This is a genomic window from Sphingomonas sp. GW822-FHT03G08 (assembly GCF_058801135.1).
In genome coordinates this window covers 3,084,224-3,100,151 of the sequence record NZ_JBXAMZ010000001.1, presented here as the reverse complement: position 1 = coordinate 3,100,151, position 15,928 = coordinate 3,084,224, and the positions used below count along the sequence as shown (strand labels likewise).

At 67.2% G+C, this 15,928-nt stretch carries 14 protein-coding genes and 1 tRNA gene; 7 read left to right on the top strand and 8 right to left on the bottom strand.

All coding sequences use genetic code 11. From position 1 onward, the window contains the following. The first annotated feature begins 84 nt into the window (after nt 1–84). From AC1RJ5_RS14400 to AC1RJ5_RS14390, 3 genes are read left to right on the top strand one after another with little or no spacing between them, the layout of a single operon-like run. Nucleotides 85–1,269 carry an acyl-CoA dehydrogenase gene (locus tag AC1RJ5_RS14400; protein ID WP_493113928.1) on the top strand — a complete coding sequence of 395 codons (1,185 nt, stop codon included), beginning with the start codon at nt 85–87 and terminating at the stop codon, nt 1,267–1,269. Beyond that, complete coding sequence (locus AC1RJ5_RS14395; RefSeq protein WP_269573300.1) at nt 1,269–1,787, top strand: GNAT family N-acetyltransferase; 519 nt, start codon at nt 1,269–1,271, stop codon at nt 1,785–1,787. Before AC1RJ5_RS14400 ends, AC1RJ5_RS14395 begins: the two co-directional genes overlap by 1 nt. After that, nucleotides 1,784–2,893 (top strand): CaiB/BaiF CoA transferase family protein, encoded by a 1,110-nt coding sequence (locus tag AC1RJ5_RS14390; RefSeq protein WP_269573301.1) that lies wholly within the window; start codon nt 1,784–1,786, stop codon nt 2,891–2,893. The genes AC1RJ5_RS14395 and AC1RJ5_RS14390 overlap by 4 nt, the downstream gene beginning before the upstream one ends. Before the next feature lie 363 nt (nt 2,894–3,256). Here AC1RJ5_RS14390 and AC1RJ5_RS14385 read toward each other — a convergent pair whose 3' ends face one another. The 5 genes from AC1RJ5_RS14385 to AC1RJ5_RS14365 form a co-directional block, all read right to left on the bottom strand. After that, the gene (locus AC1RJ5_RS14385) at nt 3,257–6,208 is read right to left on the bottom strand and encodes a TonB-dependent receptor domain-containing protein (protein WP_342249267.1); all 2,952 of its coding nucleotides are present in this window, start codon (nt 6,206–6,208) and stop codon (nt 3,257–3,259) included. Between the two features lie 279 nt (nt 6,209–6,487). After that, nucleotides 6,488–7,300: a DUF72 domain-containing protein gene (locus AC1RJ5_RS14380; RefSeq protein WP_493113925.1), complete on the bottom strand. Its 813-nt coding sequence runs from the start codon at nt 7,298–7,300 to the stop codon at nt 6,488–6,490. Nucleotides 7,301–7,360: 60 nt separating this feature from the next. Then, the gene (locus AC1RJ5_RS14375) at nt 7,361–7,783 is read right to left on the bottom strand and encodes a DUF2147 domain-containing protein (protein ID WP_269573304.1); all 423 of its coding nucleotides are present in this window, start codon (nt 7,781–7,783) and stop codon (nt 7,361–7,363) included. A 95-nt stretch (nt 7,784–7,878) separates the two neighbouring features. Then, nucleotides 7,879–8,280, bottom strand: coding sequence for a DUF2147 domain-containing protein (locus AC1RJ5_RS14370; protein WP_269573305.1), 402 nt, complete (start codon nt 8,278–8,280; stop codon nt 7,879–7,881). A gap of 141 nt (nt 8,281–8,421) precedes the next feature. After that, a tRNA-Gly gene (locus tag AC1RJ5_RS14365) sits at nt 8,422–8,496 on the bottom strand. Nucleotides 8,497–8,676: 180 nt separating this feature from the next. Between AC1RJ5_RS14365 and AC1RJ5_RS14360 the strand changes: the two genes are divergently transcribed. Continuing rightward, on the top strand, nt 8,677–9,579 hold the full coding sequence (locus AC1RJ5_RS14360; RefSeq protein WP_184163407.1) for a tetratricopeptide repeat protein: 903 nt from the start codon (nt 8,677–8,679) through the stop codon (nt 9,577–9,579). Beyond that, nucleotides 9,576–10,199: an LON peptidase substrate-binding domain-containing protein gene (locus AC1RJ5_RS14355; RefSeq protein WP_269573306.1), complete on the top strand. Its 624-nt coding sequence runs from the start codon at nt 9,576–9,578 to the stop codon at nt 10,197–10,199. Before AC1RJ5_RS14360 ends, AC1RJ5_RS14355 begins: the two co-directional genes overlap by 4 nt. Before the next feature lie 75 nt (nt 10,200–10,274). Here AC1RJ5_RS14355 and AC1RJ5_RS14350 read toward each other — a convergent pair whose 3' ends face one another. The 3 genes from AC1RJ5_RS14350 to AC1RJ5_RS14340 form a co-directional block, all read right to left on the bottom strand. Beyond that, nucleotides 10,275–10,589 carry a hypothetical protein gene (locus tag AC1RJ5_RS14350; RefSeq protein WP_493113922.1) on the bottom strand — a complete coding sequence of 105 codons (315 nt, stop codon included), beginning with the start codon at nt 10,587–10,589 and terminating at the stop codon, nt 10,275–10,277. Then, a complete protein-coding gene (locus AC1RJ5_RS14345; RefSeq protein ID WP_342249265.1) occupies nt 10,586–11,215 on the bottom strand; it encodes a hypothetical protein in 630 nt (209 codons plus the stop codon). Before AC1RJ5_RS14345 ends, AC1RJ5_RS14350 begins: the two co-directional genes overlap by 4 nt. 128 nt (nt 11,216–11,343) lie before the next feature. Beyond that, nucleotides 11,344–12,561 carry a UbiH/UbiF/VisC/COQ6 family ubiquinone biosynthesis hydroxylase gene (locus AC1RJ5_RS14340; protein WP_269573309.1) on the bottom strand — a complete coding sequence of 406 codons (1,218 nt, stop codon included), beginning with the start codon at nt 12,559–12,561 and terminating at the stop codon, nt 11,344–11,346. A 195-nt stretch (nt 12,562–12,756) separates the two neighbouring features. On the opposite strand from AC1RJ5_RS14340, the gene AC1RJ5_RS14335 reads away from it, so the two are divergent. After that, nucleotides 12,757–15,087: a DNA translocase FtsK gene (locus AC1RJ5_RS14335; RefSeq protein ID WP_269573310.1), complete on the top strand. Its 2,331-nt coding sequence runs from the start codon at nt 12,757–12,759 to the stop codon at nt 15,085–15,087. A gap of 87 nt (nt 15,088–15,174) precedes the next feature. Beyond that, nucleotides 15,175–15,816, top strand: a complete 642-nt coding sequence (locus AC1RJ5_RS14330; protein WP_269573311.1) for a LolA family protein — start codon at nt 15,175–15,177, stop codon at nt 15,814–15,816. Nucleotides 15,817–15,928 lie beyond the last annotated feature (112 nt).

Below are 15,928 nucleotides of genomic sequence, written 5' to 3'. Positions count from 1 at the left end.
CATCCTATACCCCATGAAGCCATCCCGACACGCAGCGGGATGCGGAGCCGTTAGGACGGCCGAGAACTAGAGAAGGACGAGGAAATGGCGGAGATGGGCCGGTTCGACTGGGCGGATCCCTTCGGGCTCGATGCGCAGCTGACCGATGAGGAGCGGATGGTCCGCGATGCCGCGCGGGATTACGCGCAGGGCGAGCTGCTGCCGCGAGTGACGCGGGCCTATCTCGACGAGCATTTCGACCGCGAGATCATGTCCGAGATGGGCGCGCTGGGGCTGCTCGGCGCGACGATCCCCGAGGCCTATGGCGGCGCGGGGCTGGGCTATGTGTCCTACGGGCTGGTGGCGCGCGAGGTCGAGCGGGTCGATTCGGGCTATCGCTCGGCGATGTCGGTGCAGAGCTCGCTCGTGATGCACCCGATCAACGCATACGGCACCGAGGAACAGAAGCGGAAATACCTCCCCAAGCTGGCGACCGGCGAATGGATCGGCTGTTTCGGGCTGACCGAGCCGGATGCGGGCTCGGACCCGGGCGGCATGCGTACCCGCGCGGCGAAGATCGACGGCGGCTACCGCCTCACCGGCTCGAAGATGTGGATCACCAACTCGCCGATCGCCGACGTGTTCGTCGTCTGGGCGAAGAGCGAGGCGCATGGCGGCGGGATCAAGGGATTCGTGCTCGAAAAGGGCATGAAGGGGCTCTCCGCGCCGAAGATCGAGGGCAAGCTGTCGCTCCGCGCGTCGATCACCGGCGAGATCGTGATGGACGGCGTCGAAGTGAGCGAGGACGCGCTGCTGCCCGAGGTGCAGGGGCTCAAGGGGCCGTTCGGCTGCCTCAACCGCGCGCGCTACGGCATCGCCTGGGGCAGCATGGGCGCCGCCGAGGCCTGCTTCCACGCCGCGCGGCAATACACGCTCGACCGCGCCCAGTTCGGCAAGCCGCTCGCCGCCAACCAGCTGGTCCAGCTCAAGCTCGCCAACATGGAGACCGAGATCGCGCTCGGCCTGCAGGCGGCGCTGCGGGCCGGACGCATGTTCGACGAGGGCACGCTCGCGCCCGAGGCGATCAGCATCATCAAGCGCAACAATTGCGGCAAGGCGCTCGACATCGCCCGCATCGCCCGCGACATGCATGGCGGCAACGGCATCTCGGCCGAATTCCATGTGCTGCGCCATGCGATCAACCTCGAGACGGTCAACACCTACGAGGGCACGCACGACGTGCACGGGCTGATCCTCGGCCGCGCGATCACCGGGATCGCGGCGTTCTGATGACGCCCGACCGGCAGCCGACCCTCGAAGGCGCGCTGGTGACGCTGCGTCCCAGCACGCCGGAGGACTGGAACGCGCTCTACGCGGTGGCGAGCGATCCGCTCGTCTGGGAAGTCCACCCGGCGCATGACCGCTGGCAGGAGCCGGTGTTCCGCGCCTATTTCGACGCCGGCCTGGCCAGTGGCGGCGCGCTGACGATCATCGACAAGGCCAGCGGCCAGGTGATCGGATCGTCGCGCTTCGACAATTGGGAGCCCGAGGCCGACGAGATCGAGATCGGCTGGACCTATCTCGCCCGCGCATTCTGGGGCGGGACGTACAACCGCGAGATCAAGCGGCTGATGCTCAATCATATCCACCGCTATGTGCGCACCGCGGTGTTCACCGTCGGCGTGGACAATGTGCGTTCGCGCAAGGCCATGGAGAAGATCGGCGGCACCGCGCGGCCGGGCATTGTCGACCGGCTGATGGCCGGCGAGATGAAGCCGCACCTGATCTACGAGATCCACCGGCCGTGAAGCCGCTGGAGGGGATCAGGGTCGTCGAGCTGGCGCGGATCCTCGCGGGACCCTGGTGCGGGCAGCTGCTCGCCGACCTGGGCGCCGAGGTGATCAAGATCGAGCGGCCGGGCGAAGGCGACGATACCCGCCATTGGGGCCCGCCCTTCCTGCACGACGCGGACGGCTCGACTCTTGACGCCGCCTATTTCCATGCCTGCAACCGCGGCAAGGAGAGCCGGGCGATCGACATCGCCACCCCGGAGGGGCAGGCGGCGGTGCGCGCGCTGGTGGCCGAGGCGGACGTCGTCATCGAGAACTACAAGGTCGGCGGGCTGGTCAAATACGGGCTCGACGCCGCGAGCCTGCGCGCGCTCAACCCGCGGCTGGTGGTCTGCTCGATCACCGGCTTCGGCCAGACCGGCCCCTATGCACCGCGCGCGGGATACGACTTCATCATCCAGGGCATGGGCGGCGCGATGAGCCTGACCGGCGAGCCCGACGGCGCGCCGCAAAAGGCCGGCATCGCCTATGCCGACATCTTCACCGGCGTCTATTCGGCGGTGGCGATCCTCGCGGCGCTGCGACGCCGTGACGCCACCGGGCAAGGCGCGCATATCGACATGGCGCTGCTCGACACCCAGGTGGGCGTACTCGCCAACCAGGCGCTCAACTGGATGGCCAACCCGGCCAAGGTGCCGGGGCGGATGGGCAACGGCCATGCGAACCTGGTGCCCTATCAGGCGTTCGACACCCGCGACGGCGCGTTGATCATCGCGGTGGGCAATGACTCGCAGTTCCGCAAGCTCTGCGGGGTGCTGGGGCTCGACTATGGCAGCGACCCGCGCTTCGCGACCAATCCGGCGCGGGTGATGAATCGCGATACGCTGATCCCGCTGCTCGACGCGGCGATCCGGCAATGGGCCAAGGCCGACCTGTACGAGGCACTGGAGGCCGAGGGCGTGCCGGCCGGGCCGATCAACAATGTCGGCGAAGTGTTCGCCGATCCGCAAGTGGTGGCGCGCGGCATGAGGATCGAGCGCGACGGGCTGCCGGGCATCGCCTCGCCTATCACGATCGACGGCGAGCGGATGGTGGCGGACCGGGCGAGCCCGAAGCGGCCTTAGGGGGCGATATAGGACACGCGTGCAATCCTCCCCCGGGGGAGGATTGCAGTCGGATTCACCCGTCACCGCCTGACTGTTCCCCGGCGAAGGCCGGGCCCCAGTCGCAACGTCGTTCGAGAGTTCCTGCGCCATCGATGCTGCGCCGAAACTGGGCCCCGGCCTTCGCCGGGGAACGGTAACGCTGGAAAGCATTCCATCGTCATCCCTGCGCAGGCGGGGATGACGGAGTAGCATGGCGACGGAGTGACAGGGCGGCGGATTACTGGGAGCGATGGGAGCGCGCGATAGGGACAGCCGCCTTCCCAAAGAAGAAGGGCGGCCCCTTTCGGGACCGCCCTCTTTCGTATCAGTCCTGACGAAAGATCAGAAATTGACCTTCGCGCCGACCGAGAAGCGGCGGCCATAGATGCCGTCGCCGGCCTGGACCGGGTTGTAGAGATACGCGCCATAGGTGACCGGATCATAGTCCGGCAGGCGATCGAACAGGTTCAGCACGTTCGCGTAGATCGTGAACTTGTCCGCGACCTTGGCGGTCATGTTGAGGTCGAAGGTGAAGTAGCTCTTCACGCGGCAACCGGTGTACGCGGGCGACGGCGCAAGGCCGCAATCCTTGTACGCATTGCCCTGGTCCATGGCCGAGAGGTCATAGCCCGAGGTGTAGTTGGCCGTACCGGTAACCGTGTAGTTGCCGATCGCGAAGCTGTTCATCCAGCTGCCCTTCCAGCGGAAGGTGCCCGAACCCGCGGTGAGGTTGTAGTTGCCGAGCGTGTCGACATAGGTCTCGCGCGTGCCGTCTGCCAGCGTGGTGCTGAGCTCGAGCATGAGCGTGGCGTCGAGGTTGCTCGTCCAGGTCACCGCGCCGACGTTGAAGCGAGCGTTCGCTCCGAAGTCGATGCCTTCCGCCTTCTGGGTGTTGGCGTTGACATAGTGCGACTGGACATAGGCAACGCGCGGCAGCGCCGACGGGTTGGCCGGATCCACCGCATCCGGGATGACCGTGTAGCCAGCCGGGATCGCCTGACCGGAATAATAGGCCTGGAGGGCCGCGGCCGACGACAGCGAGGTGATCGCGTCGGTCTTCTTGATGTTGAAGTAGTCAACCGAGAGCGACACGTTGCGCATCGGCGTGAACACCGCGCCCAGCGTGATGCTGCGCGACTTCTCCGGCTTCAGATCCGGCGAAGCGAGCGTGGTCTGGCCGTAGCTCGCGGTACGCAGATACTGCGGGCAGGCGGTGCTGAACGTCGCGACCGAGCAGCCATACTGGGCCAGGTACGCATCGTTGAACAGGCCGGCCGAGTTGGTCACGTAGCCGGTCGTCGGGAGTGCGTTCGACTCGCCGAAGGACGGGATACGGAAACCACGCGACCAGGTGCCGCGCACCGTCAGCATGTCGATCGGGGTGATCTTCGCGCCGACCTTGGGCGAGAAATAGCCCTGACCGGTCGAGTAATGGTCATAGCGACCCGACAGGTTGAGCTCGACCTGCTGGAGGATCGGCAGGCTCAGCTCGCCGAAGCCCGAGGTGACCGTGCGGTTGCCCTTGGTGCCGAACGCGTTGATCGTGAAGTAGCGCTGGGTCGGACCGTTGATGTCGCTGTTCGCCGAGGGCGAATCGACCGCTTCGTAGAAGAACGAACCGCCGAAGCCGAGCTGCGCCGGGCCACCCGGCAGCTCGAACAGCGACTTGTTGACGCTCGCCTGGACCTGGTAGAGATCCGAGGACGCATCGACGTTCAGTTCCGGCGCCAGATAGTTCAGCGTCGCCTGGCTGTTCGCCGCCGGGTTCACGAAGTTGTACGAACCGTCGGCGATCACATCCAGCAGGTGCTGGATATAGACATAGCCGTTCATCGTGCGACGCAGGTCGGTGTGCATCGCCGTCGCGTCGACCTTGTAGTTCCAGTCGTCGCCGAAGGTGCCCTTGATGCCCGCAGCGGCACGGTACACGCGGCTGCGCGTCTCGTCCTGGCGGGTCAGGTTCGGCATCGCGCCGATGATCGTCGCCGTCTGGCCCGAAGCCGCGAACGGGTTGTTCGGGTTGAGCGTGCCGTTGGCCGCGGTGCAGTTCACGCGCGCGGCGCAGACATAGACCGGGAGGGTCAGCGCGCCCGAGCCGGGTGCGAAGGCGGCGCCGGTGCCACGCGTCGAGAACGGCGCATAGTAGATGCCGGCCGGCGCGTTGGCGTAGATCGACGAGGCAGCGCCGCTATACTGGCTGCGCGACTGCTGGAAGTTCACTTCGAGATAGGCTTCCGTCGAATCGCCGAAGGTCTTGGCGACATGCGCCGAGACGCCGAAGCGATCGACCTGCGGCGCGACCACGCCATACTGGTTGGTCAGGTCCTGCTGGCAGATCGAGGTCGGCAGCAGGCCGCTGGCCGCCTGCTGGGCGGCGGTCGTCTGGGTCAGGTTGCCATTGGCGCAGCCCGACTGGAGCAGCTGGTAGCGACCGCCCGAACCCGGCGCGGCATAGATGTTCGAACCGGCATAGGTCGGTGCGAAATTGTCGCCGTTCACGAGGTTGTTCGGTCCGCCGATGCTGGTCTGGTCGTCCGAGTTGAACGGCGCGCGCAGGTCCTTGGTGTAGACTGCGTCCGAGTGGAAATAGAAGCCGCTGATGTACGCGTTGAAGCCGTCACGATCGAGATCGCCGGTGCCGGCGGTGACCGAGAAGCGCTGGCTGGCGGCGATGCCGTCCTGCGAGACGCCGGCTTCGGCGCGGGCCGAGACGCCCTGGAAGCTGCGCTTGGTGATGATGTTGACCACGCCCGCGATCGCATCGGCGCCGTAGCTCGACGAAGCGCCGTCCTTGAGCACTTCGACGCGGTCGATGATGTCGTCCGGAATCGTGTTCAGATCGACGAAGTTGCGGGTCGCGTCGTCGGCGAGCGGATAATAGGCCGCGCGCATGCCGTCGAACAGCACCAGCGTCGAGTTGGTCGACAGGCCGCGCAGCGAGATCGCCGAGGCGCCGCCGGCGAACGCGCCGTTTGCCGAGAAGCTGTTGGTGAGCGTCGGGCCGTTATTGGCGGCGAGGCGCTGCAGGCCGTCCTGCACGGTGGTGATGCCCTTGGCATCGAGCGTGTCGGCGGTGACGGTGGTCACCGGCGAGGTGGTGACCTTGGTCGCGAAGAGCGAGCCGGTGACGACGATTTCGGGGGCTTCGTCGGCCGCCGGAGCGGTCTGGTCGGCGGTGGGGGTGGGAGCGGTGTCCTGCGCGAAGGCGGGGACGGCGAGGAGGCTGGTGGCCAGGGTCAGCGCCGACAAGGCGGTGCCTGCACGCAGCGTGCGAGCGATGTTACGCGTAAACATGGTACCCTTTTCATACTGCCCCACGCGCACATTGCGTGGGTACGAACTGGCTCAAACCGCCTGAAACGGCATGTGCGGTGCGCTGGATGAAACCGGGTGTTTCGCGCGTAAAGCGGCGGTTGGTATAAAGTTGCGCTTTGCCAATCGGCTGTATCCCGAAAGGCACGCATTTTTACTGGGTTGTTTCCGTGGCATTTCGCAAATGCGCGCCCGCCGCGAGAAAACGGCGGAATTGCGACGGATTCGGGCAGTCTCGCGACCGGGGCCGACGGTTTGACGTCAGGCTTGGCTCGACTCGTCGAGCCGGCGGATCAGCTCCTGCGCCGCCGCGGGTGCGCGGACCTTGCCGCCATGGATGAAGAAGATGAAGGTTTCGCGTCGCGCCGCGGGCGGGTCCTGGTCCTCGACATAGGGGAGACCGGCCGGGCGGCCGCCCGAGGCCCAGGTCCGTGCCGCCTCGGTCCAGCGCGGCAACTCGGCGTCGGGATAGCAATGGGGATTGTCGTCCTCGCCCGCCTCGAGCCGGGCATAGACGAAGTCGCCGGTGATGTCGGCGATCGCCGGATATTGCGGCGAATCGGCATAGACGATCGCCACGCCGGCCTTGCGGCAGAGGGTGACGAACTCGGGCACCGCGAAGCTCTCGTGCCGCACCTGGACGGCGTGGCGGAGCTTTACGCCTTCATGGGTGCGCGGGAGCAGGTCGAGGAACGCGCCGAAATCCTGGGCGTCGAACTTCTTGGTGGCCATGAACTGCCACATCAGCGGGCCGAGCCGGTCGCCGAGCTCGACCACGCCCTGGCCGACGAACCTGGCGACCGATTCGCCGGCGTCCGCCAGCACCTTGCGATTGGTGCAGAAGCGCGAGCCCTTGACCGCGAAGACGAAGCCGTCGGGCACGGTCTTCGCCCAGCCCTCGAAGGTGGCGGGCTTGAAGCTCGAATAATAGGTGCCGTTGATCTCGATCGCGGTGAGCTGGCGCGAGGCGTATTCCAGCTCCTTCTTCTGCGAGAGCTTCTCCGGATAGAAGGTCCCGCGCCAGGGCTCGAAGGTCCAGCCGCCGATGCCGACTCGAATGGGTGCACTGCTCATGTCGCGCACCCTAGCCGCTTGCCGGGAGGCCGCCAGCCCGAAGCTGGCGGTCAAACCCGCTTAGCGCACCCGCGACCAGGTCTGGGCCTTGCAGATGATGCCGAACAGCACGCAGCCCTTGCCGACCATCTTGTCGCCGTCCTGGAACTGGATCGTGCCCGAGAAGGTCTGGCGGATGTCGGGGACGAACACCTTGCCGCTCCACTTGCCCTGGCCGGCGGGCTTGAGGTCGCGGAACAGCCGGGTGCCGACCAGCTGGGTGGTGCCGCCGCGCCTGGCGTCGGCGATCGCCTTGTCGCTGGCCCAGGTGATCGTGCCGCAGACCGCGCCGCCGCAATTGTCGATGCGGATGTGGACGCTGTTGCTGGGATTGCGCCACTCGCTGGCGATCGGCGCGTCAGGCGGCGAACCTGCCGATGCGGGGGTGGCGAGCGAGAACAGCACGAATGCGGGCAGAATCGCCCGAAGGACTTTTCCGAACATGGCGGGGCTTCTTGCGGTTGGAACCTGTATGCCCGCTGAAGTGGAAAGCCCGGCCCCCTCGAACAAGGCTGCTTACGGAAACCCAGCGTTCCGAATCACTCGGTGATTCGCGACCAGGTCTGCGACTTGCAGCCGACGCCGAGCACCAGGCATCCCCGGCCGATCATCTGGTCGCCGTCGATCGTCACGGTGCCCGAGAAGGTCTTGCGGATATCGGGCACGAACACGCTGCCCTTCCAGCGATTCGGGCCGTTCCTGTAGAGATTGCGGAAGATCGGGGTGCCGATCAGGTTCTCGGTGCCGCCGCGCCTGGCATCCGCGATCGCCTTGTCGCTGGCCCAGACGACGGTACCGCAGATCGCGCCCTTGCCGCAGGGCTCGTAGCGGATGTGGACGCTGTTGTGCGGGTTGCGCCATACGCCCTCGATCCCGTCGGGCGGGGAAGCGGCGGAAGCGAGAAGAGCGGCGCCAAGCGCCAGAGCGAGCCGTGCGATCATCGGCAACACTTTGTCATCCGACCCCGGGCCCGCGCAAGCCATCCGATAGGCTAGGCGCGGATCGAATCGTCGAACGCCGGCGGAAGGTGACAGATTTTCTGAAGTTCGTTTCCCAGGCACCGGAAATCCGGTGGGAAACGCTGGAGCGGGCGAAGGGATTCGAACCCTCGACCCCGACCTTGGCAAGGTCGTGCTCTACCCCTGAGCTACGCCCGCTCTGGCGTTCTAGTCCGGGGCAGCGAAGCGCCACCGGGCTGGGTGAGGCGCGGCCACTAGCACCGGCTTTTTGGGTCCGCAACCCCTATCGCCACAGTTTTTTTAAAGGCTTGGCGCATCGCCCCTGAAAGCCCACATATCGCGACGAACCGAAGCGCATCTTTTTCAGGAGCAGACACCTTGGCCACGCTTGGACTCACCCCCGCGGAAAAGGAAGCCGTGGACGGCTTCCGCCGGGACGTCGTCGAGCCCTCGATGACCAGCCTCGTCATGATCGATTTCTGGGCGGAATGGTGCGGCCCCTGCAAGGCGCTGACTCCGATCCTGGAAAAGGTGGCGACCGACTATGCCGGCAAGGGCGTGATCCTCGCCAAGGTCGATGTCGACGCGAACCAGTTCATCGCCAACCAGTTCCAGGTCCGCTCGATCCCGACCGTCTATGCGATGTTTCAGGGCCAGCTGGTCGCCGACCTGAGTTCGGCACGCACCGAATCGCAGCTGCGCACCATGCTCGACCAACTGCTGCGCCAGCTGCCGGTGCAGAGCACCGAGGCCCAGGCCGAAGCCGAGCTGGAGCCGCTGATCGAGATGGGCGAGCAGTCGCTGGCCGAGAATGATCCGGAACGCGCCCTGTCGATCTTCGAGCAGATCGCCGAGCTGGTGCCCGAGCATCCCGTGGTCGCCGCCGGCCGCGCCCGCGCCCTGCTGGCGCTGGGCCGCGCCGAGGAAGCCGAATCGGTGCTCGCGGCCCTGCCCGAGGACGCCAAGGGTGCCGAGATCGAGCAGGCCCGCGCCGCGATCGCACTCGCCAAGGAAGCCCAGCCGGTAGAGGACCTGTCGGGCCTCGCCGCCCAGGCCGCCACCGGCGACATGGAAGCGCGCTACGAACTCGCCGGCGGCCAGATGGCCTCGGGCGACCGCGACGGCGCCGCCGAGACGCTGCTCGCCATGGTGCGAGACGACCGCGAATGGAACGAAGGCGCCGCCCGCCAGCGGCTGCTCAAGCTGTTCGAGGCAGTCGGCCTGGAAGATCCCTGGGTATCCGCCCAGCGCCGCAAGCTTTCGGCGATCCTGTTCGGATGACGCCTTCGGGGAAGATCACGCGGCTGTCGGTATTCCCGCTGGCCGGCGCGCTGCTCTTCCCGCGGATGCACCTGCCGCTGCACATCTTCGAGCCGCGCTATCGGGCGATGGTCTCCGACGCGCTGGTCCGCGACCGGCGCATCGGGATGATCCAGCCGCGCGACGCCGCCAACCCGCCCGGCCTGTTCGAGATCGGCTGTGTCGGCCGCATCGCCGAGGTGGAGGCGCTCGACGACGGGCGCTTCGACATCGTGCTCGAGGGGCTGGCACGCTTCATCATCCGGCGCGAGCTCGACGTCACGACGCCGTTCCGCCAGGTCGAAGCCGAGCTGGAGGCGGTGGGCGACATCGAAGTGCTCGCGATGGCCGAGCGCGCCGCGCTGGAGATCGAATCGCGCCGCTTCGCCGACGTGCTCGGCTATGCGGTCGACTGGGAATCGGTGAGCCGGCTCGACGACGAATCGCTGGTCAACGGCATCGCCCAGATCGCGCCGTTCGACGCGGCATCGAAACAGGCGCTGCTCGAGGCGGACACGCTGGCCGAGCGCAGCGAGCTGGTGGTGCAGCTGATGCAATTCTACGGCCGCCACGACGGGGACGACGAGGTCACGCTGCAATAATCAGCGAACGTCGGGAAGCGGCTGCGATCCCCTGCGCATGGTGCGCAACGGCACGCCGCGGGATTCTCCGGCGCGCTAGAACCAGTTGCAGCGCAGCAGGCCCTGGCCGATCAGCAGCTGCTGTGCCGCCAGCGTCACCGTTCCCAGCACGACCAGCACCAGATAGCTCAGCCGGAACTGGCGCAGCCCGATCGCGACAAAGCCGAGCGGCAACGACGCCGCGGCCAGGCACCAGAGAAGGTCCGCCGCCACGCTGAGCGACGTCCAGGGTGAGCTGTTGCACAGCAGCGAGCCGAGCAGGAGCTGCCAGCCAAACAGGCAGACCAGGAGTTGTGCCGCGGGCAGCAGGGCGAACTGCCAGTTCGGCAGGGCGATGAGCCGATCGCTCATTTCCGGTAGATGCCGCTGAAGGTCACATTCATCCCGCCGCACTGGCCATTGTCGCGAGCGAGCAGATAGGGACCAAGCAGGCGGAGGGTGATGCGGCAAGCGGGCTCTTCCGAATCGGCGAATGCGAGGCTGCCGCCCTTGGGTTCGGGCAGATCGGCGCTGAACATGCCGGAGTTCACACCCCCGCGCTTCACCCGCTCGGGATCATGCGCCCCCCAGGTGGCGTTGCCGCCGAGATGGAAAGTGCCGGGTTTCGCCCCCCGGGTGATGTCGATCTCCGATTCCCAGCCGCTCCAGCCGCCGATCCAGTCACTGGCTTTCGGCGGGGCCGGCGCCACCCGGCGCAGCGCGGCAGTCTCGACCCAGCCTTCACTCGGACGGGTGCTGCCTGGGGCAAGATAGGTGACGCGAGTGAGCGCTCCGCTGGCTTCCCAGGCGACCAGCCTGTCTCCGGCGACGACATAGCCCTTGCGGCGGCAGGCGGCGCTGGGTGCCGGGCACCCTTCCCGCTCATCGCCGGCGTGGAAATAGCGCTTCGGGCCGGGGGCGACTTCGACCAGTTCGGCGGCGATCGGCGCGGGAGCGTCCTGGAGCAGCAACAGCAATGCGAACGGCAGCACCGGCATATGGGTCCCTTTCAGCTCCTTCCCGGCGAAGGCCGGGGCCCAGGCTCCGCGCACTGTCGACGGCGCAGGGAACTCTCGAATGACATTGCAACTGGGCCCCGGCCTTCGCCGGGGAGCAAGTGCGAATTCTAAGCCGTGATTCCCTGCAGCAGCTTCGGCACATCGCCGCTTTCGCCGCGCGCCTCGGCCATGAACCAGTGCTTCAATGGCGGCAGGCGGTCGACCGCGGAAAGACCGAAGCGACGAACCGCGCTCGCGGTCCTGCCGGGGATGCCGAACAGCCGGGTGAGCCCATCGGTGGCGGCGGCGACCATGAAGGTGTCAAGCCCGCGCCAGCGCTGGTAGCGCGCGAGCAGCTGGGGATCGCCCATGTCGAGCCCGAGACGCTTGCCGTCGACCAGCACCTCGACCAGCGTGGCGACATCGCGGAAGCCGACATTGACGCCCTGCCCCGCGATCGGATGGATGCCGTGCGCGGCGTCGCCGACCAGCGCAAGCCGGTCGCTGGTGATCCAGGCGGCGTGGTGGAAGCCGAGCGGGTGGCTGAAGCGCGCGGTAAGCGGCCCGAGCTTGCCCAGGAAGCCGCCCATCCGCTTCTCCGCCTCGGCGAGATAGGCGCGCTCGGAAATCTTCATCATGCCGGCGGCGTCGCGCGCATTGACCGTCCACACCACCGCCGAGCGATGGCCGTTCTCGTCGTCGAGCAGCGGCAGGATCGCGAAGGGACCCTCGGGATAGAAGATCTCGAAGGCGATATTCTCGTGGCTGTGCTCGTGGCCGAGCGTGGCGACCATGGCGGCATGGTCATAGCTCCAGCGCGCCGTGTTGAGCCCGGCGGCCTCGCGGGTGGGCGAGTTGCGGCCCTCGGCACCGATCAGCAGCTGGGCGGAAACCTGCTTGCCGTCGCTGAGCGTCGCGGTGACGCCGAATTCGCCACGTTCCACGTGAAGCGCGCGGGTCTGCATGCGGACATCCGCGAGCGGCGCGGCGACCGCGGCCTCGTAAAGCGCGGTGCGCAGGATGCGGTTCTCGAACATGTGGCCGAGCGCGCCGTCGCCTTCGCCGGGGGCGAAATCGAGCTTGCCGGGTTCGAGCCCGTCCGAGACGCGGATGCCCTGGATCGGGCAACCCTTTCCCGCCAGCCGATCGGCCACACCGATCGCTTCGAACATGCGCATCGGCGCGCTGGCGATCGCCGAGGCGCGGCCATCGTGCCTTGCGGCGAGGATCTGCTCCGGATCGGCCGGATCGACCACGATCGAGGAAATGCCATGCGCATCGAGCGCGGTGGCCAGCGCCGAGCCGACCAGCCCGCCGCCGAGAATGAGGACATCTGCGCGATCCATTGGCGTGCCGTAGCGCCTCGCTTTCCTCCCGTCATCCCCACTCCTTCCCGTCATCCCCGCGAAGGCGGGGATGACGAGGAAGAATGAAGGGGCGAGGGCGTACCCCAATGCGGCGGAACGTGGCGGGAACGCTTGACGGCGGAGTCCGCTCGCGCGATTAACCGGTTCGCACCCCTGAAAATCTGGAGGCTGGGCATGGCGTCCCGGGCACAAGCGCCGCTTTGGCGCGAAACCATGAAGGCCGGCGCGCGCCGCAGCGGCGCGGTTATCGGCGGAGCAGCCCTGTTCCTGGGCGTGCTGGCGCTCGGCGTGGCGCTGGGCAGCTATCACCCCACCGATCCGTCGATGAACACTGCCGCGGCAGGGCCCGCGCGCAACTGGATGGGCGATCCCGGCGCGTGGATCGCCGACCTGCTCTATGCGCTGCTCGGCCCCGCGGTGTGGCTGTTCCTGCCGGTAGGGCTGATCGTCGCGATGCGGCTGCTCAAGGACCGGCCCGTCGGCAATTGGGGGCCGATGACGCGCGGCGTCGCGATCGGCGTGGTGTTCATCGCCACCGCCCTCGCGTTTTTCTCCAGCGATGCGCTGCTGTCGCTTACCGGCGGCTGGGGCGGTGTGGTCGGCCTGAGCATCGCCAGCTTCTTCAACTGGCTGATCGGCTTCACCGGGGATCCGGCGATCAGCTGGTGGGCGGCGCGCGGGCTCGGCCTGGTCTGCGGGCTGATCGGCCTGTTCATCTGGTGGCGCAGCCTCGACTTCTCGCTGCCCGAGCGGGTGATTCTGCCGAGCATCCCGAACCTGAAGGGCCCGGCCAAGGCGCCTTTGCTCGGCGCGCCGCAGAAGGAAGTGTTCGACGACCGCGAATTCGCCGAGCCGAAGATCCGCGACGGCCGCGAGCCGCGCAAGACGGTGGTGCCCGACAATCGCCCGGGCCCGGTGATCGCCGACCGCAACGTCACGCCCTCGCCGGCGCGGACCAAGCCGCCGACCCAGACCAGCCTCGACTTCAAGGACAGCTACCAGCTGCCCTCGATCGACCTGCTCAAGGCGCCGCCGGTTAACAAGAATGCGGGAATCGACAAGGCAGCGCTGGAGCGCAACGCCCGGCTGCTGGAGAGCGTGCTCGACGATTTCAACGTGAAGGGCCAGATCGTCGAGGTACGGCCGGGTCCGGTCGTCACCATGTACGAGTTCGAGCCGGCCGCCGGCATCAAGGCGAGCCGCGTGATCCAGCTCGCCGACGACGTGGCGCGCAACATGTCCGCCACCTCGGCGCGCATCGCGACGATCCCGGGGCGCAGCGTGATCGGCATCGAGCTGCCCAATGCGGTGCGCGAATCGGTCAATCTGCACGAGCTGATCGGCAGCCAGAGCTTCGAGGACCAGGGCGCGACGCTGCCGCTGGTGCTCGGCAAGAACATCGCCGGCGACGCGGTGATCGCCGACCTGGCGCCGATGCCCCACCTGCTCGTCGCGGGTACCACCGGCTCGGGCAAGTCGGTCGGCCTCAACTGCATGATCCTGTCGCTGCTCTACCGGCTGACGCCCGAGCAGTGCCGGATGATCATGATCGATCCGAAGATGCTCGAGCTGAGCATGTACAAGGACATCCCCCACCTGCTCGCCGACGTCGTCACCGAGCCGGCCAAGGCGGTGCGCGCGCTCAAATGGGCGGTGGAGCAGATGGAAGACCGCTACCGGATGATGGCGCATGCCAATGTCCGCAGCCTCGCCTCGTTCAACGACAAGGTGCGCCAGGCCAAGGCGAAGGGCCAGAAGCTCGGGCGCAAGGTGCAGGTGGGCTATGACCCCGACACCGGCAAGCCGATGTACGAGGAGGAAGCGCTCGAGCTGCAGCCGCTGCCGCAGATCGTGGTGATCGTCGACGAGCTCGCCGACCTGATGATGACCGCGGGCAAGGAAGTCGAATTCCTGATCCAGCGGCTGGCGCAGAAGGCGCGCGCCGCGGGCATCCACCTGATCATGGCGACGCAGCGCCCCTCGGTCGACGTCATCACCGGCGTGATCAAGGCGAACCTGCCGACCCGCCTGTCCTTCTACGTCGCCAGCAAGATCGATTCGCGCACCATCCTGGGCGAGCAGGGCGCCGAGCAGCTGCTGGGCAAGGGCGACATGCTCTACATGCCGGGCGGCAAGCAGCTGGTCCGCGTGCACGGGCCCTTCGTCAGCGACGACGAAGTGCAGGGCGTCGCCGATTTCTGGCGCTCGCAGGGGACGCCGGACTATATCTCGGCAGTCACCGAGGAGCCCGAGGATGGCGGGTTCAGCCTCGACGGCGCGCCCGAGGGCGACGATTCGCCGGAGGACCAGCTCTATCGCCGCGCGATCCAGCTGGTGGCGGAGAGCCAGAAGGCATCGACCTCGTGGCTGCAGCGCCAGCTGCGCGTGGGCTACAACTCCGCCGCGCGGCTGATCGAGCGGATGGAGAAGGACGAGCTGGTCTCGCGCCCCGACCATGTCGGCCGCCGCGAAGTGCTGATGGATACCGACGGCCGGCAATTGTAACGGGATCGAATCGCAGGGCCTGGGGGTTCAGGGGACATTCAAGCCCCGCCTTCCAGGGCATTTCCCCGCAATTTGGAGAAACGACACGTGTTTGCACGGCCCCTCGCTCTCAGCCTCGCCCTTGGCGCGCCAGCGCTGATCTCGGCTACGGCGCCGGCGCTGGTCTCGGCCGCGGCGCCCGCCCCGGCCAATGAACTCGCCCAGGTGCAGCAGCATCTCCAGGCGGTGAACTCGATGGTCGCCGGCTTCGCGCAGACCGATCGCAACGGCCGCACGCTGACCGGCACGATGACGCTCAAGCGCCCGGGCAAGATCCGTTTCCAGTATCAGAAGGGCGTGCCCCAGCTGATCGTCGCGGACGGGCGCAGCCTCTATTTTATCGACTACCAGGTCCGCCAGGTCGAGCGCTGGCCGATCGGCAACTCGCCGCTTGCCGTGCTGCTCAACCCGAAAAAGGACATCGCCGGCTTCGCCAAGGTAATCCCGACCGGAAGCGACCAGGTCGTCTCGGTCGAGGTCTATGATTCGAAGCACCCTGAATATGGCCGGATCACCTTGATCTTCCAGAAGAACGCCTCGGCCCCGGCCGGGCTGATGCTCCAGGGCTGGGTGGCGCTGGATTCGCAGAACAACCGGACCTCGATCCGGCTGTCGAACCAGCAGTTCAACACCAATGTGAGCGACGGAACGTTCCGCTGGAACGACCCGCGGCGCCAGGGCCCGCGCTGAAACTGAACATCGTTCATGCTGGCGACAGGTTGCCTGCCCTAGAACCAGTCTTGCGGATGTGGGGCGTACCCGGGATTTTCCCCCTGTTACCCGGGATTTCCACTTCCCGCCT